Origin of the sequence: Pseudochrobactrum sp. XF203 (assembly GCF_020341615.1) — a bacterium.
Classification (GTDB): Bacteria; Pseudomonadota; Alphaproteobacteria; order Rhizobiales; family Rhizobiaceae; genus Pseudochrobactrum; species Pseudochrobactrum saccharolyticum.
Genome location: NZ_CP084392.1, coordinates 787,329 through 814,125 on the forward strand (window position 1 = coordinate 787,329; position 26,797 = coordinate 814,125).

The window sequence follows — 26,797 nt, forward strand, 5'->3', positions numbered from 1 at the left end:
GGACTTTTCCTGATGGCTACTTTCTTTCAGTTGCTGGTGTCGGGTCTGGCAACAGGCTCGATCTATGCCCTTGTGGCGATCGGCTTTACGTTGCTCTGGCAGGCTTCGCAGACGATCAATTTCGCGCAGGGCGAATTTGTCATGCTGCCCGCATTTTTTGTGCTGGCAGGCACGCAGATTTTAGGTCTCAGCTTTCCGGTTGCCATTTTGCTGGCGCTGGTGCTGACACTGCTGTTTCTGGGCTATGGCTTCAAACGTATCATCATTGATCCGTTGCTGCCGCATGGCGTGTTGCCGATTGTTATTGCGACAATTGCGCTGGGCATTCTGTTGAAAGAAGGCGTCAAACAATTCTATACGGCGGAAGCCATGCCGTTTCCGGCGCTGTTTACCGACCGCACATTGAATATTTTCGGCGCGGCGATTTCGGTGCAGGATATTGCGGTTCTGGCGATCTCGCTTGGCACTGTGGTACTGCTGCAGTTTTTCCTCAACGGCACCAAGACAGGGCGCTGTATGCAGGCAACGGCGCAAAATCCGCAGGTGGCGGAAATTCTCGGTGTGCCGGTTAAGCGCATGATTCTCTATACATTTCTGATTAATGGTGCGCTGGCTCTGCTGGCCTCCATTCTGATTTCACCGATCTATCTGGCGAAATTCTCCAATGGTGAGACTCTGGGGCTGATCGCCTTTATCGCGGCGATTGTCGGCGGCTTTAACCAGATTCGTGGTGCCTTGGCCGGTGGTCTGCTTATCGGCGTGATTGATAATCTCTCAGCTGCTTATATTTCCGCATCCTATCGCTCGGCAGTGCCGTTGATCCTGCTGATTGTGATTATTCTCGTGCGCCCGCAAGGGCTGCTCGGCAAGGCGGAGGGACGGACAATATGAGCCTTCGCAAAATACTCTTTCTGCTGGCCGGTCTGGCAATTCTGATCGCTCTGCCGTTTTCGCAATCCAATTATGGTCTGCTGGTGCTGTCGTCGTGGCTGATCTATTCCATTGCTGCCATGGGGCTTAACCTGACGCTCGGCTATGCGGGGCAGATTTCACTGGCGCAGGCAGGTTTTATGGCGCTGGGTGCCTATACTGTGGCGCTGATGACAATGGCCGGTATCGCATGGCCATTCGCATTAATTGCGGCAATGCTGTTGTGCTTTGTGCTTGGTCTGCTGCTCGGTTATCCGGCTTTGCGGGTGCAGCATCATTTTCTGGCTTTTGTCACGCTGGCTTTCAATGCGCTGGTTATTCTGGTGTTGCGCAATGAAGAATGGCTGACAGGCGGGACATACGGCCTGACGGGTGTTCCGCGTCCGGAAATTTTAGGCATGAAAACCATGATGGCCACGCCGTTTTATTATTTCGTGCTTGGCCTGTTTGTGGTGATGGCACTGGCGCTTTACGGCATTATCCGCTCTCCTTGGGGGCGGGCATTTAAAGGCCTGCGTGAGAACCCGATCCGCGCCAATAGTCTGGGCGTTGATGTTCGTAAAATGACCTTGCTGGCCTTCGCTATCGGTGCTGCCTATGGCGGTCTTGCGGGTGGTCTGATTGCGCAGCTCACCCAATATATCGAGCCGCATTCTTTCGGTCTGCCGATCTCACTTAAAATCCTGCTGATGGTAATTGTCGGCGGTGCTGGCTTCTTCTTCGGGCCGGTACTGGGGGCTTTCCTCATTGTACTGGCGCCGGAATTCCTGCGCTTTACCGAGGGCTATTATCTGATGCTCTATGCGGTGCTGGTGATTGTGCTGATGGTGTTCTGCCCGACAGGACTTTTGGGACTGGCAGAGCGCGCTAAAAATGCACTCAAGCAGCGCCGTAATCCGCAGGCAACCGCATGGACGACAAAAGCAGCGCTCGACAGCAACGGGGAGAAAAACCAATGAACCCCGTTCTTTCTGTGCGTAATCTGAGCAAGAATTTCGGCGGTGTAACCGCTGTGGATGATGTGTCCTTTGAGGTGCATGAAGGGGAAATCCTCGGCCTGATCGGGCCGAATGGCAGCGGCAAATCCACTTTGTTCAACTGCATTCTCGGGCAATTGCCTGCCACAAACGGCACGGTGCTGGTAGACGGGCAGAATGTTGCGGGCAAACGCCCAAGCGACCTCAATAAGCTCGGCGTCGGCCGCACCTTTCAGATGCTGCAGGTGTTTCCGGATATGAGCGTGCTGGATAATATTATTCTGGCCGGTCAGGAGCATAAAGGCTCGATGCTGTCGCGTTTGTTCGGTCGTCCGGATGCCGGTTTGACTGAAGAAGCGAAGACGATGATCGAGTTCTTCCGTCTCACACATCAGACCCATGAAAAAGCAGGTTCACTGTCTTACGGGCAGCAGAAACTGCTCGACGCGGCGATGGCCTTTATGGCGGGGCCGAAGCTGGTGATGCTGGATGAACCCGCAGGCGGGGTCAATCTGACCATGCTGGCCGACCTCAAAGAGCGCCTCAAGGCGTTCAACCGTGAGCGCGGCGCGACCTTTGTGGTGATCGAGCATAATATGGAATTTGTCATGTCGCTCTGCACGCGCATTATTGTGCTGGCAAACGGGCGTATCATTGCCGAAGGCGATCCGGAAACCGTGCGTAACAATCCGGACGTCATTGAAGCCTATCTGGGAGGCTGAGCCATGCTGGAACTGAAACAGGTCTTTGGCGGTTACGGCAAAATGACCATTCTCAACGGTACGTCTTTTCGCATTGAAAAAGGCACGATCACCACTGTGATCGGCCCTAACGGTGCGGGCAAGTCTACGGTTTTTAAAGCGATTTTCGGCCTTTTGAATATTCGCTCAGGTCAGGTTCTGCTCAATGACAAGGATGTGACAGGGCAGGCGCCTGCAAAAATGCTGGCTCATGGCGTGAGCTATGTCCCGCAGGGGCGCAACCTGTTTCCGATGCTGTCGGTCAGACATAATCTGGAAATCGGCGGCATCTCGGCACCGGATCAGAATAAAATTGCACGGCGCATTGATGAGGTGATGGAGCAATTCCCGATCCTCAAAGAGAAGGCCAATCAGCAGGCGATCACGCTCTCCGGCGGTCAGCAGAAGCAGTTGGAAATTGCCCGCGCGCTGCTGCTTGATCCGAAGCTGATCCTGATTGATGAACCTTCCATTGGTCTGTCTCCGCAAATGGTGAGCGAGACATTCCGCACGCTTATCCGTCTGCGTGATGCGGGTGTGACTGTGCTGATGGTTGAGCAGAATGCCAAGGCGGCACTGGCGATGTCTGACTATGGTTTGGTGCTGGAACAGGGGCAGACGCGGATGCATGACAAGGCAGATGCGCTGCTGGCTGATCCGCGTGTCGGGCAGCTGTTTCTTGGTGCCAGCCTCGAAGAGGCGTGAAATAAAAGAAGCCTCGAAGAGGCGTGAACTAAGAAAAGGCCTCGAAGAGGCGGAAACAAAAAACAGCCCCGCATGAGCTATCATGCGGGGCTGTTCTGTTTCTGATTATTCTCAGGCTGATTTCAGCAGATCGCCATGGGGGTCGATGACGAATTTCTTCGCAGCGCCCTGATCGAAGCTTTCATAGCCTTTCGGTGCGTCATCCAGCGAGATCAGCTGGGCATTAACGATTTCCGCAATATTCAGCCGGTCGTAGAGAATGGCCTGCATTAGCTGACGGTTATATTTCAGCACTGGTGTCTGGCCGGTGTGGAAGCTCTGTGCTTTTGCCCAGCCGAGGCCAAAGCGCAGAGACAGGCTGCCGACTTTGGCGGCTTTGTCCACCGCGCCCGGATCTTCGGTCACATACAGTCCCGGAATGCCTATATTACCAGCGGCACGGGTGATCTCCATCATCTGATTGAGAACAATGGCCGGTTGCTCGCCGCCTGCATGGCCGCGTGCTTCAAAGCCCACAGCATCAATGGCGCTGTCCACTTCATTGCTGCCGGTAATATCGGCAATCAGATCGCCAAGACGATCGGAAGCTGAGAGGTCAACCGGTTCAAAACCGACTTTTTTGGCATGGGCAAGGCGTTCTTTGTTGAAGTCGCCGATCATCACTACGGCTGCACCGAGAATACGGGCGGAGGCTGCAGCCGCCAGACCGACAGGGCCTGCACCGGCCACATAAACGATGGAGCCAACGCCGACACCGGCTTTAACGGCGCCGTGAAAGCCGGTCGGCAGAATATCGGACAGCATAGTCAGATCGCGAATTTTGGCGAGCGCACGGTCGCGATCCGGAATTTTCAGCAGGTTAAAATCGGCATAGGGAATCGTGACATATTTGGCCTGACCACCGATCCAGCCGCCCATATCCACATAACCATAGGCACCGCCGGCACGGGACGGATTAACGGTGAGGCACACACCGGTATCCTGCGCACGGCAGGTGCGGCAGCGGCCGCAGGCGACATTGAACGGCACAGAGACGATATCGCCGATCTCCAGCATTTCAACATCCGCACCTTTTTCAATCACTTCACCGGTGATTTCATGACCGAGAACAAGACCTGCTTCCGCCGTAGTGCGGCCGCGCACCATATGCTGGTCAGAGCCGCAAATATTGGTAGTAATAACTTTCAGGATAACGGCATGTTCGATTTTGCGCCCCGTCGGATCGGCAAAAACCGGATCTGCAATATTCTGTACTTCAACCTGCCCCGGACCCGTATAGACGACACCACGGTTGCTGCTCATGGATTTTCCTCCCAGATAAATCACCAGATGAATGAGATGCGTAAATGTTGGATTGAAGATCACTGCAATGCTGACCAGAGCATATTCCAAGTTTGGCGAGATATCGTTCTGGACGCGACATCTGGTGTAGTGAATGGGCAGGCTGATATTTTGGGTCAGGCAAGTGCCCGCTCATGGTGAAAGCTGCGGCTGTCCTGCGGTGCCTGTTCGCGACTGTTCAATCCGTAATCGCGGGTAATATCTGCCACCCGCAGCCGGTAGTCGGCAAAAACACCGCTGCGTCCCGCAGCTTGCGCCGAGCGATGCATGAAGCTTAAGCGCCAGCTTTTCACCGCCTCTTCATCGCGGAAGAAGGAGAGGGAGAGAACTTTATCCGGATCAGTGAGGCTCTGAAAACGCTCGACGGAGATAAAGCCGTCAATCTGTTGCAGTTCTTCTTTCAGGCTTACAGCAATATCCAGATAGGTGTTTTTTTGTCCTTTTGCAGGACGGACTTCAAAAATAACGGCGATCATGGGGGAGACTCCTTGTGCGTTTCTGCGCAGGCAAATACTCCATTGAGTTGCATCAATGCTTCGGCTATCATCGAACTATGAAAGATGGTCCTGTCATAGCTTCTGTTGCCGCATTGATCGGCGACCCCGCCCGCGCAAATATCCTCACGGCGCTGATGGATGGCCGTGCTTTGACGGTCAGTGAACTGGCAGGCGTGGCCGGTGTCACTGTGCAGACGGCCAGCGGACATCTCACCAAATTAAGCGAAGCCGGTTTGCTCACGGCAGAAAAACAAGGGCGGCATCGTTATTTTCGTCTCTCGGGTGCAGATGTGGCGCAAGTGCTGGAAGCTCTGATGGGTTTGGCGCAACGCACGGGTGCTGTGCGGGTACGTACAGGGCCTAAAGATGCAGCGTTGCGTGAGGCGCGGATTTGCTACGATCATCTGGCGGGTGAGGCGGGCGTCATGCTGTTCAACGGGCTGACGGCGCGTAATTATCTGCAAGCGACAGAGCAGGATGAGCTGCAACTGACAGATCAAGGGCGTGGATTTTTCCATACGCTCGGCCTTGAGCTGAAGCCGCTGGAAAGCAAACGCCGTCCGCTTTGTCTGCATTGTCTGGATTGGAGTGAGCGTCGCCATCATCTCGGCGGTGCGCTCGGTGCAGCAGTGCTGGATATGATGCTGGAGCGTAACTGGCTACGCCGCGAACAGGGGCGTGCACTCTATTTTACGGCGCAAGGGCGGCAGGAATTTGATCGCCGCTTTAGCTGTCAGTAGTTGTTATCACGCTATATCTGGTAAAATTTACGCGATTTTCACGAATAGTCTTTTCAAAAAGTCATATCCGTGTTACCAGCCGCTGCCAATTCAATTGAAACGATAAGAGTCGTTGCACCCTCTGCTCCCACAGGGTGTTTTACCTGTTTAAAGGAATTGGCCATGGCGAAAATTGTTGAATCATCCACCGGCGCATACGCGCTGACTTTTGATGATGTCCTGCTGCAACCCGGTCATTCCGAGGTTATGCCTGGTCAGGTCGATCTGCGCACCACCATTGCTGAAGGCATTGAACTGAACCTGCCGCTGCTCTCCGCAGCGATGGATACAGTAACCGAATCCCGTCTCGCTATTGCTATGGCGCAGGCTGGCGGTATCGGCGTTATTCACCGCAACCTGACACCGGAATTGCAGGCAGAAGCTGTTCTGCGCGTTAAGAAATTCGAATCCGGCATGGTTGTAAACCCTGTCACTATCGGTCCTGACGCAACATTGGCTGATGCACAGGCGCTGATGCGTATGCACGGTATTTCCGGTATTCCTGTTGTTGAAAATGCCGGTAAAGGCCCGGGTCGTCTGGTCGGTATCTTGACCAACCGCGATGTGCGTTTTGCCTCTGATCCGGCACAGAAAATCTACGAATTGATGACCCGTGAAAATCTGGTCACTGTGCGTGAAAACGTTAATCAGGAAGAAGCCAAGCGTCTTCTCCACCAACATCGCATTGAAAAACTGCTGGTTGTTGATGCGCAGGGTCGTTGCACTGGTCTGATCACCGTCAAGGATATGGAAAAGTCGCAGCTCAACCCGAATGCCGCTAAAGATGCGCAGGGTCGTCTGCGTGCTGCTGCTGCAACTTCGGTTGGCGATGATGGTTTTGAACGTGCGGAACGTCTGATCGAAGCCGGTGTTGATCTGCTGGTTGTTGATACTGCCCATGGTCATTCGCAGCGCGTTCTCGATGCGGTCACCCGCATGAAGAAGCTGTCTTCCGATGTACGTATCCTTGCCGGTAACGTAGCAACCGGTGCAGCAACACAGGCTCTGATTGATGCCGGTGCCGATGCGGTTAAAGTCGGTATCGGCCCTGGCTCGATCTGCACCACCCGTATTGTTGCCGGTGTTGGCGTACCGCAGTTGTCCGCGATTATGGGTGCGGTTGAAGTCGCCCAGAAAGCCGGTATTCCGGTTATCGCTGACGGCGGTATCAAATTCTCCGGTGACTTCGCCAAGGCACTGGCTGCCGGTGCATCGGCTGCTATGGCCGGTTCGCTGCTGGCCGGTACGGAAGAAAGCCCGGGTGAAGTTTACCTGCATCAGGGACGTTCGTATAAGTCCTATCGCGGCATGGGTTCCGTTGGTGCGATGGCACGCGGTTCCGCTGACCGTTACTTCCAGGCGGAAGTGCGTGATGAGCTGAAACTGGTGCCGGAAGGTATTGAAGGTCAGGTTGCCTATAAGGGTCCTGTTGCCAATATCCTGCATCAGCTGGCCGGTGGTCTGCGTGCTTCTATGGGTTATGTCGGTGCAAAAACACTGCCGGAATTCCGCGAGAAGGCAACATTTGTTCGTATCACCAATGCGGGTCTGCGTGAAAGCCACTCGCACGGTGTGACCATCACCCGTGAAAGCCCGAACTATCCGGGTAGCGTATAAGACGAATACGAAAAGGCCGGTTTAACCGGCCTTTTTTATTGCTTGGGAAGCTGGGTGATTTCATTATCTGAAAGCAACAAGGGTTGTGCTGCTTGTCTGGCCAGTTCGGCCAACGCGTTAAAGTCGGCAAGACGCTGGCTTTGTTTGCGCCAGAACAGACCGACTTGGCGTCTTGGGCAATTATCCGAAAACGGTACGATGCGGATGCGCTTATGCGGAACCTCAGAGCGGATGGCGATTTCCGGTATCAGCGTCAGCCCCATATCATTGCTGACCATTTGCAGCAGCGTGGCCATGCTGGTCGCACCAAAATTCACTAAAGTGCGTTCGCGAGGAAGTGCGCAGACCTCAAGCGCCTGATCGCGCAAACAATGCCCTTCTTCCAATAGCAGCAGCTTTTCCAATGCTGCATTGCCCTGTGTGAGCGGTGAGGGCAGGACGTCATTGTTATTGCTGGAAGTGGCGATCAGAAACCGGTCATCAAACAGGTGTTTGCCCGTCAAGTAGGGATCATGAACCGGCATAGCGGCAATCACCGCATCGAGTTCACCATTGCGCAATTCTTCCAGCAGCTTGTCGGTCAGTGCCTCGCGCAGTTCCAGCGTCAGTGCCGGATATTGCTGTTTCAGCGCCTGAATAAGATCCGGCAGCAAATAGGGGGCAATGGTTGGGATGATGCCAAGCCGCAGCCGTGACTGTAAAATACCGCTCTTCTGCTCGGTCAGTTCTTCCAGCGCACGGATTTCCTGTAAAATCACTTTAATGCGCGGCCAGAGTGTGTGACCGAGTTCTGTGAGCAGAACTGATTTATTGGCGCGCTCAAAGAGCGGGCTGCCGGCGAGATTTTCCATTTCTGCAATCTGTGCGGATAAAGCGGGTTGCGAAACAAAGACTGTTTCGGCGGCTTTGCGAAAATGCAGATGGGTGGCGAGCGCATCGAAATAGCGCATTTGCTTGACTGTAAACATGATAAGAAAATCCTATCAATAATCACAGGAAATTCAATTGGAAATTATGGTTAGAATAGTTCTATTCTGTAGAAAGAGCATGAGAATGCAATTTCAATCCTGATCGGTGTATATCGTTAAGTTATTGAAATTGAGTATTTAATACATGTTTTGGCTGGTGCGGAATACCTGAAGGTGGTTCTGCGCCCGTCATAATCTTGTCATGCAGATTTTTTTATAATGGCTCAAAACAGAGCCAATCATACAAGGGAGAGCTAAAAATGGCCGATCGTCCGATTATGACCACAAGTGCGGGTTCACCGATTCCGGATAACCAGAATTCCCTGACAGCAGGCGAGCGCGGTCCTGTCCTGATGACTGACTACCAGCTCATTGAAAAGCTGGCACACCAGAATCGTGAGCGTATTCCTGAGCGTGCGGTTCATGCCAAGGGCTGGGGTGCCCATGGTACACTGACCATTACCGGTGATATTTCCAAATATACCAAAGCGAAAGCCTTGCAGCCGGGTGCGAAGACCCCGATGATTGCGCGCTTCTCCACCGTTGCCGGTGAAGCCGGTGCGGCAGATGCCGAACGCGACGTGCGCGGTTTTGCATTGAAATTCTACACTGAAGAAGGCAATTGGGATCTTGTTGGCAATAATACGCCGGTCTTCTTTGTGCGTGATCCGGTGAAATTCCCGGACTTCATTCACACTCAGAAGCGCCATCCGAAAACCAATATGCGCTCCGCCACAGCGATGTGGGATTTCTGGTCGCTGTCACCGGAAAGCCTGCATCAGGTAACAATCCTGATGTCTGACCGTGGTCTGCCGACAGACGTACGTCACATCAATGGTTACGGCTCGCATACTTATTCGTTCTGGAATGATGCCGGTGAGCGCTATTGGGTGAAATTCCACTTCAAGACCATGCAGGGGCACCAGCACTGGACGAATGCGGAAGCCGAAAAAATTGTCGGCCAGACCCGTGAATCCACACAGGCCGACCTGTTTGGTGCGATTGAAAAGGGTGAATTCCCGCGCTGGAAAGTGCAGGTTCAGATCATGCCTGAACTCGATGCCGATAAAACACCTTATAACCCGTTTGATCTGACCAAGGTCTGGCCGCATGCGGATTATCCGGTGATGGATATCGGTATTATGGAGCTGAACCGTAACGCCGACAATTACTTTGCGGAAATCGAGCAGGCTGCCTTCTCGCCGTCGAATATCGTGCCGGGTATCGGCTATTCGCCGGATAAGATGCTGCAGGCGCGTGTATTCTCCTATGCGGATGCGCATCGCCATCGTCTTGGCACGCATTATGAGCAAATTCCGGTCAATAAGCCTGCATGTCCGGTGCATCACTACCATCGCGACGGTCAGATGAATACTTATGGCGGTATCGCGACCGGCAATCCGGATGCTTATTATGAGCCAAATTCCTTCAATGGTCCGGTTGAGCAGCCATCGGCGAAAGAACCGCCGCTGAAAATCTCCGGTGACGTTGATCGTTACAATCACCGTATCGGCAATGATGATTATTCGCAGCCGCGCGCACTGTTTAACCTGTTTGATGCAGGTCAGAAGAGCCGTTTGTTCTCGAATATTGCTGCGGCAATGGGCGGTGTTCCGGGCTTTATCATTGAGCGTCAGCTTGGCCATTTCAAACTGATCCATCCGGATTATGAAGCCGGTGTCCGTGCAGCCCTCAAGGAAGCGCATGGTTATGAAGCCAATACGATTTCCAATGAGGAAAAGCAGACTGCTGCTGAATAAGTGGTAGGAACGCAATATAAAGAAGCCGGAGCAGTGATGCTCCGGCTTTTTCTTTTGCTCAGGTCGTTTCACTTTGGCGCATTTTAAGCTATGCGGTGAGAACATATGAACAAGATAAAGACAGGAAAGCGGTAAAGATGCGTTTGGGCGGACGGTTGCAGGCAGCGATAGAAGTGCTGGAAGATATTGAACGCCAGAGCCGTGCTGCTTCCGATGCGCTGAAAGATTGGGGTGCAGCGCACCGCTTTGCCGGAGCCGGCGACCGCGCTGTGATCGGCAATATTGTCTATGACGTTCTGCGCCGTAAGCTGTCATTCGGCTGGCAGATGGATGCGCAGGATGCCCGCTCACTGGTTTATGCCTCTGTCCTGAGTGATCCTGATATGGGTGCGGAGTGGCTGGAGGTTAATCTGGCTGGTGATAAATTTGCTCCAGAGCCGCTTGAGGGTGAGCGCTTGCAGGCTTGGGAAAGTCGTGATCTGAGTGATGCGCCGGATTATATCCGCGCCGATATTGCCGAGAGTTGGGTGCCGGAATTTTCAGCCTTGTTTGGTGAAAACTGGGTTGCACAGGCTGCTGAACTTGCCACGCGTCCGCCGGTTGATCTGCGGGTCAATACGTTGAAGACCAATCGCGACAAGGTGCTGGTCGCGCTGGAAGGTCTGAAAAATGCCGGTGCAGAAGCTGCGCCTTTTCTGCCGGAAGCGGTTCGTATTCCGCCTTTGCGTGCGCTTGGCCGTCATCCGAATGTACAGACCGAGCAGGCTTTTCTCGATGGCTGGTATGAGGTGCAGGATTTAGGCTCGCAGCTTGCCGCGAAACTGGTTGGCGCACAGCCCGGTCAGCAGGTTATGGATTATTGCGCCGGTGCCGGTGGCAAGACGCTGGCTCTGGCCGCAGCCATGCAGAATAAAGGGCAGATTCATGCCTATGATGCCGAGCGCTCGCGTCTCAATCCGATCCATGATCGCCTGAGCCGCGCCGGTGTGCGTAATACACAGGTACATAACCGGCCGGAAAATCTGGAGCCTTATAAAGGTCAGATGGATATTGTGTTGACTGATGCGCCATGCACCGGTTCCGGCACATGGCGTCGCCGTCCGGATGCAAAATGGCGCCTGACCGATGTGCAGCTTGAGCGCCGCGTTGCCGATCAGCATGAAGTGCTTGAAGCGGCCAAACATTATGTGAAGCCGGGTGGTCGTCTGGTCTATGTGACCTGTTCGCTGTTTGCTTCCGAGAATAACCGGCAGATCGCCCGTTTTCTCTCGGAAAACTCCGATTACAGGGCGCTGCCGATGGTCGAGTTGTGGAGCGGCATCACCGATCAGGCGCAGCCGCATTATCCAGATTTCGGTGCCGTGTTCTCGCCGCTTTCCACGGATACAGACGGCTTCTATATTGCTGTTTTGCAAAATCAGCCTGCCTGAGTATCGGGTATTATTCTTATCCGGATCGTAATATTGAAAAAATACGGGCTTTTTCTCCATTAAAGCTGGTATTTTTTTCTGTTTGCGCTATTAGCTGGGCTTGAATAGCAGTATCCGATATAAATATATGTCTATAAGGATATATCCTGTTTTCGGTCGTATATGGACATGCTTTGTACGAACCGGTGGTTGGAATAGGTTCTGAAGACTGTTATGGAGATGCCATAAAACTGACATTCAGTGTATAAGACTGAGGGATATTATGGCAGTACCGAGAATAGCAGAACCGGATTTCAAAGAACGGGTTGAGAAGAGTTTTGCACGTCAGGCGGCGATGAAGCTGATTGGCGCACAACTCACACGCTGCGAACCGGGTGTGGTTGAAGTGGAGCTGCCGTTTCGTGCCGATCTGACCCAGCAGCATGGGTTTTTGCATGCGGGAATTGTGTCTACGGCTCTTGATGCGGTCTGTGCCTATTCGGCGCTGACAATGATGCCGGCGGATGCCGCAGTGCTGACCATCGAGTTCAAGGTCAATCTGCTGGCGCCCGGTAAAGGCGACCATTTTCTGTTCCGCGGGAATGTAACCAAGCAGGGACGTACGATTATGGTCAGCGACGGTCAGGCATTTGCCGTCGGTGAGACTGAAGTGAAATTGGTAGCCACGATGACAGCGACGCTGATGGTGGTGAAAGATCGTGAAGATTTGCAGGACTAGGTTATCCTCTGAACACCTGTCCTGAGTGTGCTGTTTACGGAAGCGCTTCTGTAAACAGCTTTTTGATTTGAACCTCGCGCGGATTTATCCCAAAGCTCCGCGCAAGTCCGAATAAAAGGGTGTGCCGCAATCGTCTGTATTGACGGCCTCAGGTGTTAGAATGACCAAGATTATGTCCGCGCCGGTACAGGGTGCTTCAGAAGATGCGATGTCGATGCTGCAATATGTGCATGATTTCGGCGGCAAAAAAGTTCTGTTTGTTATGGCGTCCCCTTCAGAATACGGCCCGCATTTGCAGGCTATGTTCAAGCCGCTGATTACCGGTATCGGCCCTGTCGAAGCGGCTGTCGTGGTTTCTGCGGTTCTGGCTGACCTTTCCATGCGCGGTGCTCTGCCTGATCTGGTGGTGTCGCTTGGGTCTGCCGGTTCGGCAAAGCTGGTACAGACCGAGATTTATCAGGCGGTCAATGTCGGCTACCGCGATATGGATGCCTCGGCTCTCGGCTATGCCAAAGGCCAGACACCATCGGCTGATTTCCCGATTATCATTCCGTTGCCATATCATATTCCGGGTATTGCCAGCGCGTCCTTGTCCACAGGTGCAAATATCGTCACCGGTTCTGCCTATAATGATATTGATGCGGATATGGTGGACATGGAGAGCTTTGCGATCCTGCGTACCTGTCAGCGTTTTGCTGTGCCGCTTATCGGTTTGCGCGGTATTTCCGATGGTGATGAGGCGGTGAAGCAGGTGTCTGACTGGACACGTTATCTGCATATTATTGATGAGAAACTGGCACAGGCCGTGCGCTTGCTGGAAGCGGCAATGTTGCAGAGCACATTGGTCAAAACAACCGGCCATCCTGATCCGGGTCTTTACAAGGCTGATCTTGAGCGTACAGTGCCGCTGACGGTAAAATCCGGCGACTGATCTTATCTCCACTGTTTGTACCCTAATATATTGTCGCGGGTTTCGATTCCGGCTTGCAACAATCAACATAATTCTCTAGATGCTGCCCATGAGCACCCATCCCGATACTATCCTTATCATTGACTTTGGCAGTCAGGTCACGCAGCTGATAGCGCGGCGTGTGCGCGAGGCCGGAGTCTATTCCGAAATCGTGCCGTTCCAGCTGGCAGATGAAGCGTTCAAGCGCATCAATCCGAAAGCTGTGATCTTGTCCGGCAGCCCGCATTCGACCACCGATATCGGTAGTCCGCGCGCACCACAGGCAGTGTTTGAAGCCGGTATTCCGGTTATGGGCATTTGCTATGGTCAGCAGACCATGTGCGAGCAGCTGGGCGGCAAGGTCGAAAGCGGCCATGACCGTGAATTCGGTCGTGCATTCCTCGAAGTGAACGAGGACAGCGCACTGTTTTCCGGCATCTGGGCCAAAGGCACCCGCCATCAGGTGTGGATGAGCCACGGTGACCGTGTGACAGCGCTGCCGGAAGGCTTCAAAGTTGTCGGCACATCGCCGAATGCACCATTTGCAGCCATTGCCGATGAAAAACGCAAATATTTTGCGGTGCAGTTCCATCCGGAAGTGGTGCACACACCGGACGGCGCGAAACTCCTGCAGAATTTCGTCCATAATATTGCTGGCATCAAGCCGGACTGGACAATGTCCGCCTATCGCGAACAGGCTGTTGAAGCCATCCGCAAACAGGTTGGCAAAGGCAAGGTTATCTGCGCGCTTTCAGGCGGCGTGGACTCTTCCGTTGCAGCGCTGCTCATCCATGAAGCGGTTGGCGATCAGCTGACCTGTATTCTGGTTGATCACGGCCTGATGCGTAAGGATGAAGCGGCACAGGTTGTTGCAATGTTCAAAGAACATTACAACATGCCGCTGGTTCTGGTGAATGCGCAGGATCGTTTCATCTCCGCTCTGGAAGGGGAAACTGATCCGGAAGTGAAGCGTAAGACCATTGGCCGTCTGTTCATCGAAGTGTTCGAAGAAGAAGCTGCTAAACTCGGCGGCGCAGACTTCCTCGCACAGGGTACCCTCTATCCTGACGTGATCGAAAGCGTATCTTTCACCGGTGGACCTTCGGTTACAATCAAGTCGCATCACAATGTCGGTGGTCTGCCTGAGCGCATGAATATGCAGCTCGTGGAACCGCTGCGTGAACTCTTCAAGGATGAAGTGCGCGTTCTCGGTAAGGAACTCGGTCTGCCGGACAGTTTCATCGGCCGCCATCCGTTCCCGGGTCCGGGTTTGGCAATTCGTTGCCCGGGCGGTATCACCCGTGAGAAGCTTGAAATCCTTCGTGAAGCTGATGCAGTCTATCTGGACGAAATCCGCAAAGCCGGTCTTTATGACAAGATCTGGCAGGCTTTCGCGGTGTTGCTGCCGGTTCAGACCGTTGGTGTTATGGGCGACGGCCGTACATACGAATTCGTTTGTGCGCTGCGTGCGGTAACATCGGTTGACGGTATGACAGCTGATTTCTACCACTATGATATGGACTTCCTTGCCAAGGCAGCGACCCGTATTATCAATGAAGTACGCGGTATTAACCGCGTGGTATATGATATTACCTCGAAGCCTCCGGGCACCATTGAGTGGGAATAAGTTGAAGAACAATGCGCCAATCGGCGCATTGTTTTTTTCTGGAGCATTTCACAGTCAAGTTGATCCAATTTGACGTAGGGATAATGCGACAAACTAAAGAATCCAGAGCGAGCATTGCGATCCAACATGAACGTAAACCGCTTTGGGTATGATCAGCGCATAAACCTGAGCGGGCAAACGAATGAACAGCAGCGAAAAGATTTACTCCGGCAAGACCAAAGACCTCTACGCCTTGGAGAACGGCAACATTCTTCTGGTGTTCAAGGATGATGTAACCGGCTCGGATGGTGTGATTGATCCGGGTGCAAATACCGTTATTGGTCAGGTTGAAGGCAAGGGGCGCAAGTCTCTTGGCATGACGGATTATTTCTTCAAGCGACTGCATGCTGCTGGCGTGCCTACCCATTTGGTCAATCTTGATCTTGAAAAGGGCACGATGGAAGTTCGCCGTGCCGAGCCTTTGGGCAAGGATATTAACGGCACCGGCGGCTTTGAATTTGTTTGCCGCACCCGTCCTTGGGGCAGTTTCATTCGCCGTTATCAGCAATATATTCGTAACACTGAACAGAAATTTGACTATCTCGTTGAAATTACTGTGAAAGACGATGAACGCGGCGATCCGCTTATCAATGATGACACCATCGTTGCGCTCGGCCTCTTAAGCCCTGACCATCTTGCAAAGGCTAAGGACATTACCCGTAATGTGTGCCGTATTGTAGAAGCTGACTTGCGTGGTTTGGGTCTGACGCTGATCGATATGAAGATTGAAATCGGCCTGATCGACGGTGAAGTCGTGGTTATCGATGAGATTTCCGCTGATGCCATGCGTGTTATGGATGAAACAGGCAAAGTGCTTGAACACGGCAAAGTCTATGAAAAGCTGATCGGCTGACTGAGAAAATATTTCTATCTTCTTTTCATAAGTGAAACGGATAATAAAAACACCGCCGCAGTTGCGAAAACTGCGGCGGTGTTTTTATGTCCTGAGATTGAAAACCTGCCCCGTAACTGTTGTTTCGAGGCAGGGTAGATTGTTTTTTTATTTCACGACAATGCGTGCACCGGGCTTTACGCGGGAATGCAGGTCGATAATGTCCTGATTGATAAGGCGGATACAGCCTGCGGAAACACCCTTGCCGATCGATGAAGGTTTATTCGTGCCGTGGACACGGTAATAAGTGTCGATGCCGTCTTTATGCATATAGAGTGCGCGCGCGCCCATCGGATTTCCCGGGCCGCCGTCAACGCCGTCTTTGTAGCGCAGATACTGGTTCGGATTGCGCTTGATCATATTCTGGGTTGGCGTCCAGCGTGGCCATGCGGCCTTATGCGCGATAATTGCATCGCCGCCGTTAAAGCCGCGTGCTGCGGGGCCGACACCCACGGCATAGCGGACAGCCTTGCCTTCCGGCAGCACAAAATAGAGATAGCGGGCAGGCTGATCGACAATAATGGTGCCCGGTTTTTCTGTGGTCTTGTAATCGACAACAGTCCGGCGATGTTCCGGTTTCAGCTTGGTCAGATCAATCGCAGGGATCTGGTAATTCTGATCCGTCATTGCGCGATACATATGCGCGGCGCTGTCAGTTTCCGGTGTCGCTGCCGGCTCGGATACCGGTTCCGGTTTCACCGGCTGCGGCTGGGTTACGCTGGCATTGAGCACAGGTGGCGGATTCTGGACAGTGGTACAGGCAGAAAGAGCAGCAGCGCAGGCGAATAACAGGGATAATTTCAGCGGGGATAATGACACGGACAAACCGGCTCCAGTTTTTAGCAAGGAAGACAGCTTGCTCCCTCGCGATACTTAAGGTTTTCTTAAGCGTCTACAAAGAGTTTACCAAGTGATCAATTATTTTTACAAAGATTGGGCGAATGTCAGAGGGATGGTATCTTTTTGGCAACGCTCAGTTCTGCACAGGGCAGGGAGCTGCAGAGCGGTTACTTCCCACGCTTCGGTTTCTGTCCCGATAAATGCTGGCACATATGGGACTGGAAAACAGTAATCGGCTGCGGCTTGGAGAAATAAAAGCCCTGAAGATACTGGACGCCTCTCTCTTGAAGATAATCGGCCTGCTGGCGTGTCTCGATACCTTCTGCAATGATCCGAAGCCCCAGTTGCTGCGACAGATCAATAATGCTCTGCAAAACATGGCGGGAGAAGTCATTGCTGCCAATGCCGGTAATAAAGCTACGGTCAATCTTGAGCAGATCCGCCTGAAACTCTTTCAGATAATTGAGATTGGAGTGACCGACGCCAAAATCGTCCAGTGCGATCAGAATTCCGGCCTGACGCAACGTATGGATTTGCTGTAACAGTTCCGGCGTTGGCTCTATTGCTTCACGTTCGGTCAGTTCCAGCATCAGCCGTATCTTGTTTTGCGAAAATTGGCTCAGGAAATAGTGACAGCTTTTGATCAATTCAGGATCGGCCAGATAAACGGCGGAAACATTGATACTGATATGGAAACCGTCAGGAAGCTGTTTCTCCAGCAGTCTAAATTCCTCCGCAACGCGCCGGATCAGGGCTGCCGTCATCGGAATAATCAGTCCGGAACGCTCCATAAAAGGAATAAAACTGTTTGGCAGGATCATGCCTTCAAGCGGATGATCCCAGCGGGTCAGCACTTCCGCACCAACCCATTCATGGGTGTCGCTCCGCACAATTGCCTGATAATAAGGGATAAATTCGTGGTTGCGAATGGCGCGCTTGGCCTCAGCAGTCATGTTGCGGGCATTGACCGTCATCCGGTTTGTTGCAAATGCACTCAGCCCGCCAAGAATGACGAGCAGGATGATAAGCGGCAGATGGCGGGATAAAATATAGTCCCGTAATGCGCCGCTGTGAAAACCGGTCTCAACCGAAAACGGATATTTATCGGAGCGGTCGCGGATCAGAATGCTGTTGCTGGTTCCGGCAGATATGTTGCGGACTTTGCCGTCCTGCTCAAGCCGGTAAGAACCGATAATCAGCGTTGTTGCCGGTGTCATCTCATGACTGTTGAGCAGCTGAATGATATGCAGACCGTCAATACCGGCCAGAATAGATGACGTGCCGTTTTTCCATCGGTAGAGCAAAATTGCACGGTCAGGTGAAACTCTGTTTCCGGCGATTAAGGCCAGACGGTCATCATAAAAATGGGCGCTTGTTACAGGCAGACGCGTGTCACCGTAAATGGTGCTGCAGGTTATTGTATCATTTTTGATGACTGCCAGCGATCTGACAAAAGATGCCGTGGTGGCTTTGATACGCAGTGTTTCGACAATTTCGGAGCAGGGTTTTTCAATAAGAGGTGCAGCGTCTTCAGTTACTTTTCTTGCATTGTCGAGAATATCATCAACATGTTCAATAACGGCACGGCTGGCTGATTGGGCTCTTTCCTGTAAAGTATTGCCGGATTGCCAATATAAAATCGGCAGTCCCAGAAGTATAGGCGTGAAAAAAGCCAGCAAAACGACAATAATATGCCGTGCTGTATAATTGCTTTTTCCGAGCTTAAACTGACGATGCCAAATCACTGCAAAGGCTTTCGTATTTATCTGCCTTTCCTCCCATACAGGGAAAGACTTAGGATTCAGTGTAAAATTTCATTTTTAGGTTTAATAAAACAACATTTGTCATTGTGTTCAGCTATGTTTTTTAACCGTGCAGAGCGCAGCAATGTCCCCTTGACTTCGGTTTATACTGCTGTCTTTATCGGGCTTGCGATGACTCAGATTGACCAATCCGCATCGCAGTTTTTTCTTCATACAGAACTGAAATGACAGGGCCGAGATTGCTGACTTTTTTTGTCGTTAATCACATGATGGAACATTTCTCAGGACTTAATGTCGGCTAGTTTCAGCCGCTGCGAAGTGCTGATGCCCTTTCTGTATTGCTAATCCATATCATCTGAAATTCACCGGCATAGCCGATGCTGCTTACGGGCGTATTGCGCCCATTAATCATCGCTATGAGTATAATCACCGTCATGACTATAGACGGTGGTAATGCCGTGTAATCTGCAACTCTTCCTGTTCTGCAGGACGCGTTGTGATGTCATTGATATTGGTCCGTGCAAAGCGCATCAGCTGTATTTTCTCGCAGCACGTCCATTCTTCACACAGGCTCCTTGAAATTCATAGCGGCTTGCCGAGGATTTGGCACGCCTTGCGATTTGCTGCGCCTGTGTTTTCCCGAAACCAAAGGAGACACCCTTGCATCTTACACCTCATGAAACCGACAAGCTGATGCTTGTAACCACCGGCCAATTGGCACAGCGCCGTCTCGCACGCGGGTTGCGTCTCAATTATCCGGAAGCCATTGCCCTTATTTCACTCGTCATGCTGGAGCTGATCCGCGACGGTCAGCACTCAGTCGCTGAGCTGATGCGCCTCGGCAGCACCATTCTCGGCAAGCGTGAAGTCATGTCCGGCGTGGCCGAGATGATTGAAGATGTGCAGATTGAAGGCACATTCAAAGACGGCACCAAACTGGTTGCCGTGCGCACGCCGGTCAGTGCTGACAAGGGCGACATGAAACTGGCACTCTATGGAAGTTTTCTGCCGGTTCCGGAGAAAATGCAGGATGATGCAGAGATTGGTATTGCCGGTCAGGTCATCTGTGCAGAGGGCGAAATCCAGCTCAATGAAGGGCGCGAAACTGTCACAATCAGCGTCACCAATACCGATAGCCGTCCGGTACAGATCGGCAGCCATTTCAATTTTGTTGAAACCAATCCGCGTCTGAAATTCGATCGTGAAGCAGCCTATGGCAAGCGTCTGGATATTCCGGCGGGTCTGGCTGCGCGCTTTGAACCGGGTGAAACCAAAGAGGTCACACTGGTGGCAATCTCCGGCAATCAGATCATCCGCGGCGGTAATAATCTGGTCGATGGTGCAGTGGACGCAGAGAATAAAGCGCGCACGCTTTCCCGCGTGAATGAGCGTGCTTTTTCCGACAGCCGCAGTGCTGAATGAGCGCTTTTATCACAGATCTTACGCAACAATTTAAGCTTGCAGAGTGCCGGATATATGCATCACGCCGCGCTCTGCCGATAAGGATAAAACATGGTCTATAAAATAACCCGTGCAGATTACGCCAAGTTTTTCGGCCCGACCAAGGGTGACAAAGTTCGTCTGGGCGATACTAATCTCTATGCGGAAGTCGAACATGATTACACTGTCTATGGTGACGAATGCATCTTCGGCTCCGGCAAGGTCATCCGTGATGGTATGGGGCAGGCAACCGGCATCAGCAGTGATAAGGCACTGGATTGTATCATCACCAATGCGCTGATCATTGATTATACCGGCATCGTTAAAGCTGATATCGGCATCAAGGATGGTAAAATCGCCGGTATCGGCAAAGCCGGTAATCCGGATATTATGGCTGGTGTGCATCCTGATCTGGTGATCGGGGTAAATACAGAGGTGATCTCAGGCGAGGGCTGTATCGTCACCGCCGGTGGTATTGATACGCACTTCCATTATATCACGCCGTCACAGCCAATTACTTCGATTGCCAGCGGTTTAACCACGGTGCTCGGCGGCGGTACTGGTCCTGCAACAGGCTCAATGGCGACCACCTGCACGCCAAATCCGAACTACTTGCATCATATGATGCAGGCGACCGATGATCTGCCGCTCAATGTGATCTTTACCGGTCGTGGCAGTTCATCCCGACCTGAAGGTATGCGCGAGCAGGTTCTGGCCGGTGCTGCTGGTCTGAAGCTGCATGAGGACTGGGGCACAACACCGGCAGCTATTGCAACCTGTATGGATATGGCTGACGAATATGACATTCAGGTCACCATTCATATGGATTCCGTCAATGAAAGCTGCACGGTGGAAGATTCCATCAAGGCTTTCGGTGGTCGCTCCATCCATGCCTATCATGCGGAAGGTGCAGGCGGTGGTCATGCGCCTGATCTGATGCGCATCTGTGCGGAAGCCAATGTGCTGACCAGCTCCACCACGCCGACTTTGCCTTACACCGTGAATACGGTGGAAGAGCATCTCGATATGCTGATGGTCTGCCATCATCTGGATAAGAATATTCCGGAAGATGTGGCTTTTGCAGCCAGCCGTATCCGTGCCAATACGATTGCTGCCGAAGGCGTGCTGCATGATATCGGCGCGATTTCCATGATGACATCTGACAGTCAGGCGATGGGGCGCGGCGGTGAGGTCATCATGCGCACATGGCAGGTCGCCGATCAGATGAAGGCGCAGCGCGGAAACCTGTCGCAGGATGGTGCAGGCAATGATAATTTCCGTATCAAGCGCTATATCGCCAAATATACCATCAATCCTGCCATTGCCCATGGTATCAGCCATCTCATCGGGTCAGTTGAGACAGGCAAAGTCGCGGATCTGGTATTGTGGAAACCAGCATTCTTCGGTCAGCGACCTGAACTGGTGATGAAGAGCGGTTTCATTGCCTATGCGCAGATCGGCGATGCCAATGCATCAATCCCGACACCGCAGCCGGTGATTATGCGTCCGATGTTCGGTGCTTTGTCTTCCGGTATCGGCAAAACATCAATTCTGTTCGTCAGTCAGGCTTCGGTCAATGATGGTAATGTGCTGAATCTCGGCCTGAACAAGCGTATCGAGCCGGTTGTCAAATGCCGTGGTCTGACCAAGGCTGACATGAAGCTCAATGATGCATTGCCGAAAATCACGGTTGATCCGAAGACGTATAAAGTCAGTGTTGACGGTGCAGAGGTCGGGGCGGAGCCGGTTTCTGTCGTGCCGCTCGCACAGCGTTACAACCTGTTCTGATTATTAAAGACAGCACGCCGTGTAGCAATATGCGGCGTGCTGCTACGAAAAATATTGAATATCCGGTTGCCGGATAAAACAGGCGCTCTAATTACGAGGCACTGTCGTTACAGCAATATCGCATCATTCTAAAATAATAATATTCCTTATTCTGTAACGCATCAAAAGACAGCACATCTTTCAGGATTATCACTGCAAAAGGAGATAGCTATGGGTAGTCAGCTGACAATTGTATTGGTGCACGGGTTTTGGGGCGGTGCCGCCCATTGGAGCAAAGTTATTCTCGAATTGTCCCGTAAAGGATATGACAAAATCCGTGCCGTGGAAATGCCGCTGACATCTCTGGCAGATGATGCGGAACGCACCCGCAAAATGGTTAAACAGCAGGAAGGCAAAGTTTTGCTGGTCGGCCATTCCTATGGCGGAGCGGTTATTACCGAGATGGGCAATCTGCCAAATGTTGCCGGACTGGTCTATATTGCGGCCTTCGCACCGGATGCAGGGGAAAGCCCTGGTGGTATCAGTCAGGCAAATCCGCCCGCAGCCATTGCCAATCTGGCTCCGGACAGTGACGGCTATCTCTGGATTAATTATGACAAATACCATGAAAGCTTCTGTCAGGATATGAGCGCGGACGAAGCGCTGGTAATGGCTGTAGCGCAGAAGGCGCCGATTGCCACGACATTCGGTGATAATGTGACCGACCCTGCATGGAAACATAAGCCGGTCTGGTATCAGCTTTCAACGCAGGATCACATGATCCATCCGGCCAATCAGAAACATATGGCTGAACGGATGAAGCCGCGTAAACTGATTGAGCTGGATGCAAGCCATGCTTCACTGGCTTCCCGCGCGGCAGAGGTTGCAAATCTGATTGATGAGGCTGCAAAAGCACTTGGCTAAAGCTGTTTCTATATTGATCCTGCCTGATTGCCGCTATGATGCGGCCTATTAAAACGGAGTGTGTCGCAGTGTTCACGCGCGACACATTCCGGCTTTGAACCGGCATATCATTACGATTTTCAGTCTTTTTTACCTGTGAGATTCCGGTGCATAAAGCCTGCACTGCGGAGTGCCGGAGGGTGCTGCGCATTTACGCGACCGGCTATTCATGATAATGGCGAAAATGTGGCATTGTTTTATCCCGCCGGATCAGGCGCTATAAAACAGGTCGTCTCCCGTGGACTGCAGCAGGTTTTGCTATCAGGATTTTGCGAGGAGGCCATTCATCTGCAAGACGTCAGAATGCTTTCTTACCAAAGACTGACAGGGAGCTACCATGCTGGAAAAGCTTTTCAAATTACAGGAACATAAGACCAATGTGCGCACAGAAGTGCTCGCCGGTCTGACAACGTTCCTGACAATGTCCTATATCATTTTTGTTAATCCGGACATTCTGTCCTCGACCGGCATGGATCGTAATGCGATCTTTGTCGCGACCTGTCTTGCCGCAGCGCTTGGCTCTATCGTGATGGCATTTGTTGCCAACTGGCCGATCGGTATGGCACCGGGCATGGGTCTGAATGCGTTTTTCGCTTTCACCGTTGTCGGTATTATGGGCTTCACATGGCAGCAGGCTCTGGGCGCTGTCTTTATCTCCGGTGTGATTTTCTTCATCCTCACCATTTCCGGCATCCGTAGCTGGCTGGTTGACGGTATTCCGAAATCCCTGCGCAGTGCGATTGCTGTCGGTATCGGCATGTTCCTTGCGCTGGTCGGTATGAAAAGCTCCGGCATTATTGTCGGCAGCGAAGCAACTTTCATCACCCTTGGCGACCTGACCAAAACCGGTCCGTTGCTGGCGATCTTCGGCTTCTTCGTGATGGCCGTTCTGGATGCGCTGAAAGTGCGCGGCGCAATTCTGATAGGTATTCTGGTTGTGACCGTTCTGTCGATCATGCTCGGCGTCAGCCAGTTTCAGGGCGTGTTCTCAGCACCGCCAAGCCTGATGCCGACATTTATGCAGCTCGATATTATGGGCGCTCTGCATGTGGGCTTCCTGCAGGTTATTCTGGTTTTCGTGCTGGTTGAAGTTTTCGACGCTACCGGTACGCTGATCGGCGTGAGCAAGCGTGCAGGTCTTATCCCTGAGGGTAAGCCGAACCGTCTGAACCGCGCTTTGTTTGCAGACAGCACTGCCATCATCGGCGGTTCACTGATCGGTACCAGCTCGACAACCGCTTATGTTGAAAGCGCTTCCGGCGTTCAGGCCGGTGGCCGCACAGGTCTGACAGCACTGGTTATCGCTCTTCTGTTCCTTGCTGCCTTGTTCATTTCACCTCTGGCCGGATCCGTTCCTGCCTATGCAACAGCGCCGGCGCTGATCTATGTCGCCTGTCTGATGATGCGTGAAATGTCTGAAATCGAATGGGACGATGTAACGGAAGCTGCACCAGCTGCTCTGACAGCTCTGGGCATTCCGTTCACCTATTCGATTGCCAATGGTCTGGCCTTCGGCTTCATCAGCTATGTTGTGCTCAAGGCCGGTTCGGGTAAATGGCGGGTTATTCATCCGGCAACATGGATTGTTGCGGCATTGTTTGTGATCCGCTTTGCCTATGTGCATTAAAGCATAGTAATCCTGATTGTTACTATGTTGAGCCGCAGCGCTGGAAAGCACTGCGGCTCAACACATTTGATTGTTCTTTCAGATCGCTCTCGATCTTCATGAACCGGCATGATACAGCATGGTTCTCAATGTTAAGCGCCGGCTCCTTTGTCCGGAAATTGCTTGCGAATATACCATAACAAAATGAGCGTATTTTCCTGAGGCAGTCAGGCCGGAAAATGCTTTGAAAACCCGGCCTGTGCCGGAAAAAGCTGTCGGGAGGCGGCTGAACATGACTGCAATTACGCAGACAAATACAGGTAATCGCTGGGGGCGGGAGGTCATTTCGTCCTTTAAACTTGGCTGGCCGCTGATTTTTACGAATCTTTCGCAGGCAGCGCTGACAGCAACGGATGTCATTCTGATCGGGCGTCTCGGCGCCGATACGCTGGCTGCTGCCGTGCTGACGACCAGCTTTTATCATTCGATGATGATCTTCTGCATGGGGCTGGTTTCCGCCACGCTGCCGATGATGGCGATGGCGCTTGGCCGCAACCGCCATTCCGTGCGCGATGTGCGCCGCACTGTGCGTCAGGGATTCTGGACAGCGATTATCATCTGCATTCCGTTCTGGGTGCTGCTATGGAATGCGGAATCCGTGTTCTTGTTTATGGGGCAACGGCCGGATATTGCCGCGCATTCCGTGCAGATGATGCATACGCTGCAATGGGCGATGCTGCCATATCTCGGTTATATCGGTCTGCGTTCATTTCTGGCGGCGATGGAGCGTCCGCTCTGGACATTGCTGATTGCGGCTTTTGCTATCGTGTTCAATGCGATTGCTGCCTATAGCTTGATTTTCGGTAAATTCGGCATGCCGGAAATGGGGCTGCGCGGTGCCGGCATTGCGACGACAGCCTCCAGCTGGATGATGTTCTTTGGTCTGGTTGTCGTTGTCTGCACTCATAAGAAATTCCGTCGCTACCGTTTGTTCGGCCGCTTTTGGCGCCCTGACTGGCCGCGTTTTCTTGAATTGTGGCGCATTGGTTTGCCAATGGCACTGACCTTTGCCTTTGAAACCACGATTTTCTATGCGGCTGTGCTGATGATGGGTAAAATCAGCCCGACATCACTGGCTGCGCATGCGGTAGCGATGCAGATTGCTTCGCTGAGTTTCATGGTGCCGCTCGGCTTCGGACAGGTGGCGACTGTGCGTGTTGGTCGTGCCTATGGCGCGGGTAACCGTGAGGCCGTGGCCTATGCGGGCTGGAGTGCCTATGCTTTGGGGGTCGGCTTCATGGGCGTGATGGGCCTGCTGATGATCCTGATGCCGAAGGTGTTTATCAGTGCGTTTCTGGATATTCGTGATCCGGCCAATGCGGAAGTGATCCGGCTTTGCATATCATTTCTGGCTTTTGCAGCACTGTTCCAGATTGTTGACGGGGCGCAGGCGGTGGCAGCGGGTATGTTGCGCGGCTTGCGGGATACACGCATTCCGATGTTTCTGGCACTGCTCGGCTATTGGGGCGTTGGCTTGCCGCTTGGGGCGCTGCTGGCCTTTACCTTCAACTTTGAGGGGATCGGCGTGTGGATCGGTCTGGCGACGGGACTTGCAATTGTCGCTGTGTTGATGACACAGCGCTGGATGCGCCGCGACAGCCTCAGCAATGTGGTCTATGTCTGATAAAAAATGGCTGCGGAACAGATAAGTTCCGCAGCCATTTTCATTTCTGTGACCGGAAATTATTTCCGCATTGAATCCAGTGTTTCGTGATTTTTCTCGACTTCCTGTGCCTTCATATAGCTTTCAATCAGAAGCTGGTAAGGCGGGAAAATAAGGGTATAGACTTTGGCCCATTCCGCCGCATCATCACGGTTCCAGCTGCGCTGAATTTCAGAGGCTACCGCTGCGGTATCCATTGGAATAACACCGGCCTGCGTCACCCGCGCCAGCGTAATTTCCTGAGCCATTTTGGAATAGGTGCCGGAAGCATCAACAACGGCAAAAACTTTATATCCGTCATAGACCGCTGAAATCGACGGAAAGGCCATGCAGACACTGGTAATTGTACCGGCAATAATCAGGGTCTTGCGGCCGGTTGCTTTGACGGCGGCAACGAAATCCGGATTATCCCATGCATTAATTTCGCCTTTGCGGGCAACATATTTGGCGTGAGGGGCATTCTCATGAATTTCCGGTATCAGCGGGCCGTTCGGCCCCTGCGGCACTGATGCAGTGGTGATAACAGGAATTTTAGCCAGTGTGGCGATCTTGGCCAATGCGGTTGCATGGGCGCGCAATTCTGTCATGGGCATATCGCCGACGGTCTGAAAAAGCCCGCTCTGGTGGTCAATCAGCAACATGACAGAATCTTCCGGGTCGATAACCGGCCGCTGACCGTTAAAATTGGCAATGGTTGATGGAATATTCATTTCGACGTCTCCCTTG

23 protein-coding genes are annotated in these 26,797 nt (G+C 52.5%); 17 read left to right on the forward strand and 6 right to left on the reverse strand.

What is annotated here, in order from left to right; all coding sequences use genetic code 11:
• The first annotated feature begins 12 nt into the window (after nt 1–12).
• The 4 genes from LDL70_RS03335 to LDL70_RS03350 are packed head-to-tail and all read left to right on the forward strand — an operon-like array spanning nt 13 to nt 3,352.
• The gene (locus LDL70_RS03335) at nt 13–891 is read left to right on the forward strand and encodes a branched-chain amino acid ABC transporter permease (protein ID WP_225687065.1); all 879 of its coding nucleotides are present in this window, start codon (nt 13–15) and stop codon (nt 889–891) included.
• Nucleotides 888–1,889 carry a branched-chain amino acid ABC transporter permease gene (locus LDL70_RS03340; RefSeq protein ID WP_225687066.1) on the forward strand — a complete coding sequence of 334 codons (1,002 nt, stop codon included), beginning with the start codon at nt 888–890 and terminating at the stop codon, nt 1,887–1,889. Before LDL70_RS03335 ends, LDL70_RS03340 begins: the two co-directional genes overlap by 4 nt.
• A complete protein-coding gene (locus LDL70_RS03345) occupies nt 1,886–2,629 on the forward strand; it encodes an ABC transporter ATP-binding protein (RefSeq protein WP_122093619.1) in 744 nt (247 codons plus the stop codon). The genes LDL70_RS03340 and LDL70_RS03345 overlap by 4 nt, the downstream gene beginning before the upstream one ends.
• Before the next feature lie 3 nt (nt 2,630–2,632).
• Complete coding sequence (locus LDL70_RS03350; protein ID WP_225687068.1) at nt 2,633–3,352, forward strand: ABC transporter ATP-binding protein; 720 nt, start codon at nt 2,633–2,635, stop codon at nt 3,350–3,352.
• 111 nt (nt 3,353–3,463) lie between these two features.
• Here LDL70_RS03350 and fdhA read toward each other — a convergent pair whose 3' ends face one another.
• Both fdhA and LDL70_RS03360 read right to left on the reverse strand, forming a co-directional pair.
• Nucleotides 3,464–4,654, reverse strand: coding sequence for a formaldehyde dehydrogenase, glutathione-independent (fdhA, locus tag LDL70_RS03355; protein ID WP_075654791.1), 1,191 nt, complete (start codon nt 4,652–4,654; stop codon nt 3,464–3,466).
• Nucleotides 4,655–4,809: 155 nt separating this feature from the next.
• Entirely contained in the window at nt 4,810–5,169 is a 360-nt protein-coding gene (locus LDL70_RS03360; protein ID WP_225687070.1) for an antibiotic biosynthesis monooxygenase, read from the reverse strand.
• Nucleotides 5,170–5,246: 77 nt separating this feature from the next.
• Between LDL70_RS03360 and LDL70_RS03365 the strand changes: the two genes are divergently transcribed.
• Nucleotides 5,247–5,930, forward strand: a complete 684-nt coding sequence (locus LDL70_RS03365) for a helix-turn-helix transcriptional regulator (RefSeq protein ID WP_225687072.1) — start codon at nt 5,247–5,249, stop codon at nt 5,928–5,930.
• A gap of 162 nt (nt 5,931–6,092) precedes the next feature.
• Nucleotides 6,093–7,586: an IMP dehydrogenase gene (gene guaB / locus LDL70_RS03370; protein WP_075654446.1), complete on the forward strand. Its 1,494-nt coding sequence runs from the start codon at nt 6,093–6,095 to the stop codon at nt 7,584–7,586.
• A gap of 35 nt (nt 7,587–7,621) precedes the next feature.
• Here guaB and LDL70_RS03375 read toward each other — a convergent pair whose 3' ends face one another.
• Complete coding sequence (locus LDL70_RS03375; protein WP_225687074.1) at nt 7,622–8,554, reverse strand: hydrogen peroxide-inducible genes activator; 933 nt, start codon at nt 8,552–8,554, stop codon at nt 7,622–7,624.
• A 260-nt stretch (nt 8,555–8,814) separates the two neighbouring features.
• Between LDL70_RS03375 and katA the strand changes: the two genes are divergently transcribed.
• From katA to LDL70_RS03405, 6 genes are all read left to right on the forward strand, one after another.
• The gene (katA, locus tag LDL70_RS03380; protein ID WP_225687083.1) at nt 8,815–10,314 is read left to right on the forward strand and encodes a catalase KatA; all 1,500 of its coding nucleotides are present in this window, start codon (nt 8,815–8,817) and stop codon (nt 10,312–10,314) included.
• A gap of 137 nt (nt 10,315–10,451) precedes the next feature.
• Complete coding sequence (locus LDL70_RS03385) at nt 10,452–11,744, forward strand: RsmB/NOP family class I SAM-dependent RNA methyltransferase (RefSeq protein WP_225687085.1); 1,293 nt, start codon at nt 10,452–10,454, stop codon at nt 11,742–11,744.
• 262 nt (nt 11,745–12,006) lie between these two features.
• Nucleotides 12,007–12,462, forward strand: a complete 456-nt coding sequence (locus LDL70_RS03390; protein ID WP_022711196.1) for a PaaI family thioesterase — start codon at nt 12,007–12,009, stop codon at nt 12,460–12,462.
• Nucleotides 12,463–12,676: 214 nt separating this feature from the next.
• Complete coding sequence (locus tag LDL70_RS03395) at nt 12,677–13,393, forward strand: 5'-methylthioadenosine/S-adenosylhomocysteine nucleosidase (RefSeq protein WP_083646896.1); 717 nt, start codon at nt 12,677–12,679, stop codon at nt 13,391–13,393.
• 79 nt (nt 13,394–13,472) lie between these two features.
• Nucleotides 13,473–15,038 (forward strand): glutamine-hydrolyzing GMP synthase, encoded by a 1,566-nt coding sequence (gene guaA / locus LDL70_RS03400; RefSeq protein ID WP_370627044.1) that lies wholly within the window; start codon nt 13,473–13,475, stop codon nt 15,036–15,038.
• A gap of 181 nt (nt 15,039–15,219) precedes the next feature.
• Nucleotides 15,220–15,930 (forward strand): phosphoribosylaminoimidazolesuccinocarboxamide synthase, encoded by a 711-nt coding sequence (locus tag LDL70_RS03405; protein ID WP_221720460.1) that lies wholly within the window; start codon nt 15,220–15,222, stop codon nt 15,928–15,930.
• A 147-nt stretch (nt 15,931–16,077) separates the two neighbouring features.
• Here LDL70_RS03405 and LDL70_RS03410 read toward each other — a convergent pair whose 3' ends face one another.
• Both LDL70_RS03410 and LDL70_RS03415 read right to left on the reverse strand, forming a co-directional pair.
• Nucleotides 16,078–16,788: a L,D-transpeptidase gene (locus tag LDL70_RS03410; protein WP_225687087.1), complete on the reverse strand. Its 711-nt coding sequence runs from the start codon at nt 16,786–16,788 to the stop codon at nt 16,078–16,080.
• A gap of 188 nt (nt 16,789–16,976) precedes the next feature.
• On the reverse strand, nt 16,977–18,554 hold the full coding sequence (locus tag LDL70_RS03415; RefSeq protein ID WP_151158337.1) for an EAL domain-containing protein: 1,578 nt from the start codon (nt 18,552–18,554) through the stop codon (nt 16,977–16,979).
• Nucleotides 18,555–19,232: 678 nt separating this feature from the next.
• Here LDL70_RS03415 and ureB point away from each other — a divergent pair.
• The 5 genes from ureB (at nt 19,233) to LDL70_RS03440 (ending at nt 26,032) form a co-directional block, all read left to right on the forward strand.
• A complete protein-coding gene (gene ureB / locus LDL70_RS03420) occupies nt 19,233–19,994 on the forward strand; it encodes an urease subunit beta (protein ID WP_225687089.1) in 762 nt (253 codons plus the stop codon).
• A 90-nt stretch (nt 19,995–20,084) separates the two neighbouring features.
• Complete coding sequence (gene ureC, locus LDL70_RS03425; protein ID WP_225687091.1) at nt 20,085–21,800, forward strand: urease subunit alpha; 1,716 nt, start codon at nt 20,085–20,087, stop codon at nt 21,798–21,800.
• A gap of 210 nt (nt 21,801–22,010) precedes the next feature.
• The gene (locus tag LDL70_RS03430; RefSeq protein ID WP_225687092.1) at nt 22,011–22,703 is read left to right on the forward strand and encodes an alpha/beta hydrolase; all 693 of its coding nucleotides are present in this window, start codon (nt 22,011–22,013) and stop codon (nt 22,701–22,703) included.
• Nucleotides 22,704–23,079: 376 nt separating this feature from the next.
• Nucleotides 23,080–24,369: an NCS2 family permease gene (locus LDL70_RS03435; protein ID WP_075654458.1), complete on the forward strand. Its 1,290-nt coding sequence runs from the start codon at nt 23,080–23,082 to the stop codon at nt 24,367–24,369.
• 271 nt (nt 24,370–24,640) lie between these two features.
• A complete protein-coding gene (locus tag LDL70_RS03440; protein ID WP_075654794.1) occupies nt 24,641–26,032 on the forward strand; it encodes an MATE family efflux transporter in 1,392 nt (463 codons plus the stop codon).
• 59 nt (nt 26,033–26,091) lie between these two features.
• On the opposite strand, the gene LDL70_RS03445 is transcribed toward LDL70_RS03440, so the two are convergent.
• Entirely contained in the window at nt 26,092–26,781 is a 690-nt protein-coding gene (locus tag LDL70_RS03445) for a hydrolase (protein ID WP_022711184.1), read from the reverse strand.
• Nucleotides 26,782–26,797: the final 16 nt, after the last annotated feature.

Excerpts from the sequence above, each read along its gene's own strand:
- LDL70_RS03335 (WP_225687065.1), top strand. The coding sequence starts at position 13 with ATGGCTACTTTCTTTCAGTTGCTGGTGTCGGGTCTGGCAACAGGCTCG.
- LDL70_RS03440 (WP_075654794.1), top strand. The coding sequence starts at position 24,641 with ATGACTGCAATTACGCAGACAAATACAGGTAATCGCTGGGGGCGGGAG.
- LDL70_RS03385 (WP_225687085.1), top strand. The coding sequence starts at position 10,452 with ATGCGTTTGGGCGGACGGTTGCAGGCAGCGATAGAAGTGCTGGAAGAT.
- fdhA (WP_075654791.1), bottom strand. The coding sequence starts at position 4,654 with ATGAGCAGCAACCGTGGTGTCGTCTATACGGGTCCGGGGCAGGTTGAA.
- katA (WP_225687083.1), top strand. The coding sequence starts at position 8,815 with ATGGCCGATCGTCCGATTATGACCACAAGTGCGGGTTCACCGATTCCG.
- LDL70_RS03395 (WP_083646896.1), top strand. The coding sequence starts at position 12,677 with ATGCTGCAATATGTGCATGATTTCGGCGGCAAAAAAGTTCTGTTTGTT.
- LDL70_RS03390 (WP_022711196.1), top strand. The coding sequence starts at position 12,007 with ATGGCAGTACCGAGAATAGCAGAACCGGATTTCAAAGAACGGGTTGAG.
- LDL70_RS03430 (WP_225687092.1), top strand. The coding sequence starts at position 22,011 with ATGGGTAGTCAGCTGACAATTGTATTGGTGCACGGGTTTTGGGGCGGT.
- LDL70_RS03435 (WP_075654458.1), top strand. The coding sequence starts at position 23,080 with ATGCTGGAAAAGCTTTTCAAATTACAGGAACATAAGACCAATGTGCGC.
- LDL70_RS03345 (WP_122093619.1), top strand. The coding sequence starts at position 1,886 with ATGAACCCCGTTCTTTCTGTGCGTAATCTGAGCAAGAATTTCGGCGGT.
- LDL70_RS03445 (WP_022711184.1), bottom strand. The coding sequence starts at position 26,781 with ATGAATATTCCATCAACCATTGCCAATTTTAACGGTCAGCGGCCGGTT.
- LDL70_RS03360 (WP_225687070.1), bottom strand. The coding sequence starts at position 5,169 with ATGATCGCCGTTATTTTTGAAGTCCGTCCTGCAAAAGGACAAAAAAAC.
- LDL70_RS03375 (WP_225687074.1), bottom strand. The coding sequence starts at position 8,554 with ATGTTTACAGTCAAGCAAATGCGCTATTTCGATGCGCTCGCCACCCAT.
- LDL70_RS03350 (WP_225687068.1), top strand. The coding sequence starts at position 2,633 with ATGCTGGAACTGAAACAGGTCTTTGGCGGTTACGGCAAAATGACCATT.
- LDL70_RS03340 (WP_225687066.1), top strand. The coding sequence starts at position 888 with ATGAGCCTTCGCAAAATACTCTTTCTGCTGGCCGGTCTGGCAATTCTG.
- guaA (WP_370627044.1), top strand. The coding sequence starts at position 13,473 with ATGCTGCCCATGAGCACCCATCCCGATACTATCCTTATCATTGACTTT.
- LDL70_RS03365 (WP_225687072.1), top strand. The coding sequence starts at position 5,247 with ATGAAAGATGGTCCTGTCATAGCTTCTGTTGCCGCATTGATCGGCGAC.
- LDL70_RS03405 (WP_221720460.1), top strand. The coding sequence starts at position 15,220 with ATGAACAGCAGCGAAAAGATTTACTCCGGCAAGACCAAAGACCTCTAC.
- ureC (WP_225687091.1), top strand. The coding sequence starts at position 20,085 with ATGGTCTATAAAATAACCCGTGCAGATTACGCCAAGTTTTTCGGCCCG.
- guaB (WP_075654446.1), top strand. The coding sequence starts at position 6,093 with ATGGCGAAAATTGTTGAATCATCCACCGGCGCATACGCGCTGACTTTT.